This window comes from Priestia sp. P5_B4, assembly GCF_056400385.1.
The window spans coordinates 1-2,232 of sequence record NZ_JBFULJ010000637.1 but is presented as its reverse complement, the minus strand read 5'-3'; the positions used below and the strand labels follow the sequence as shown (position 1 = coordinate 2,232).

The 2,232-nt window shown below is 39.2% G+C and carries 2 protein-coding genes; both read right to left on the bottom strand.

Going from position 1 to position 2,232, the window contains the following annotated elements; genetic code table 11:
• Positions 1 to 60: 60 nt before the first annotated feature.
• Positions 61 to 993 (bottom strand): carbohydrate ABC transporter permease, encoded by a 933-nt coding sequence (locus tag AC1DRF_RS24030; protein WP_013083531.1) that lies wholly within the window; start codon positions 991 to 993, stop codon positions 61 to 63.
• 89 nt (positions 994 to 1,082) lie between these two features.
• A partial coding sequence (locus tag AC1DRF_RS24025; protein WP_477741876.1) for an ABC transporter substrate-binding protein occupies positions 1,083 to 2,232 on the bottom strand: 1,150 nt, incomplete at its 5' end.

Below are 2,232 nucleotides of genomic sequence, written 5' to 3'. Positions count from 1 at the left end.
GCGTTATACAAAGAGCTAGAAAGGTAAAAAATCGTTTTTTCCGTTTATTTGTATAGTCCATCACGCTTCTGTCTCCTTTCGTTTAAAGTACACAAGTGCTGATAAGCTAATGACTAAAATAATGAGCGCCATGCACACACCTTGAGTTGCAGCATAGCCGGCGTCTTGTCTTCTAAAATATAAGTCATACATAAAAGTAGACATTGACTGCGATGCATCTCCAGGCCCTCCTCCTGTCAGCGCAACAATTACGTCAAACAGTTTTAAACCCCCAATAATATTTAAAACGACATTAATTGTAATCGAAGGCATAAGCAATGGAAGCGTGATGTTTTTAAACTGCTGAAGAGCCGATGCTCCGTCAAGCTGCGCTGCCTCGTAATAATCTTTTGAAATACTTTGCAGCCCCGCTAAATAAATAATCATCGCAATTCCAACGAATTGATACGTATTGACGAACACGATAATCCAAGAGTTAAGCTCTGGAGTTCCCAAAGCATTAATCTTCTCAAAACCTAAAAATACAAGAAGGTCATTTAAAGCGCCTCCTTGGTAGGCAAAAAAGAAGTACCAGATATAACCCATAATAATTGGGCTGATAATAACCGGAAGGTAGACAATTGTTCTTGTTACAGCTTTCATTTTAATGCTTTGATTCAGAAGCAAAGCGTATAACAAGCCAATAATATTTTGAAAAATAGTACTGCCTATTCCGTAGAGCAGCGTATTTTTTATCACAAGCCAAGTCGTTGGATCTGCAAGCAAACGTTTATACTGCTGGAGCCCAATCCAATCATATGTTTGTGAAAATCCATTCCAATTAGTAAAGGAAAGTCTAATTCCGTTAATAAAAGGATAGATAATAAAAACGGTGATAATTACTAAGCCGGGAAGGTACATCCACCATAAAGAGGACTCTGTTTTTAATTTTTTCTTTCGTTTTTTCGTATCTCTTACTACAGAAACCGGCTCTTTCCTGACTAATTCATTCATCGTGTTCACTCCTATTTCAGCTTGTGGTGAAAAGAAGCAGAAGCCTATCTCCCTGCTTCTCGGCGAACAAGGAACTTTTGCACACTATTTTATTGTTTACTGAGACGCTTGTACTCTTTTTCCATCTCTTTTGATAATTGCTTTGGCGTTAAACTTCCCGCTAGCAATTCTTGACCTGTAGAAGACATCACTGCCCACATACCGCTCGGTAAATACTTTCGGTCGAAGTATGGCTCAACTTTAATATCGCTATACTTATCGTAGTATTCAGAGTAGTAGTTTTGTGTTTTATTGTTTGTCAGAGCCGATGCTGAAGACGTTCCTTCGGCAATCTTTTTGGCAACTTCGGGCTGTGACACAAATTCAATAAATTTCTTGGCTTCTTTAAGGTGCTTAGAATCTTTCCACGCAGCAAGGGTAAAGCGCTCTCCGCCGATCCAGCTTTGCGTACCGCCTTTATGAATAGCAGGCACCGGTACCGTTCCTACTTTTACTTCAGGATTTAATTCTGTTGCATCCGGTCCAAGAGATCCGCCCACAAATGTGAAAGCAATTTTATTTTGAGCCATTAATTCCGTTGCTTGAGATACTTTTGCGGTTAATACATCTTCATTCAGCAGCCCTTTTTTCTTCATTCCTGCCATTGTTTCCGCTAGCGGCGTGTAGTTTGACCAATTAAATGTTCCTTTTTCCAACTGCTTAGCGTAGTTCTTATTTTTTGCTGTAATAAGCTGAGGTGTAGCCAGCTGATCAAACACTTGAGCAATATTGCCATTTTCCCCTCCCGGGATCCATAGAGGCGCTATTTCTCCTTTGCTCTTCTTTTTTACTGTTTCTAATGCTGTTATAAATTCATCCATTGTGTTAGGAGGCTTTATTCCGTATTTTTCTAACAGCGTCGCATTATAGCTAATTCCGTCTTTTGCTTGATTTAAAGGATACGCATACACTTTGCCGCTTTTATCTTTTAAAATTTGATTTAGCGCTGGATCCAAATGCTGAACCCAATCCATATCTTTTAAATCTGCTACATATTCCCCGTAACGAAGCTGAGACCAGCCGTGCGTATCAAATAAATCCGGCATATCATTTGCACCCATTTTCACACGAAGCATATCTTCATAGCCGTTACCCGGAAAATTCGCATCAATTTTAATATCTGGATTTTGTTTTTCAAATTCTGCAATCGCATTTTGAAGCGCTTTTCTCTCCCCTTTATTACTCATCGTAGAAAAAAGC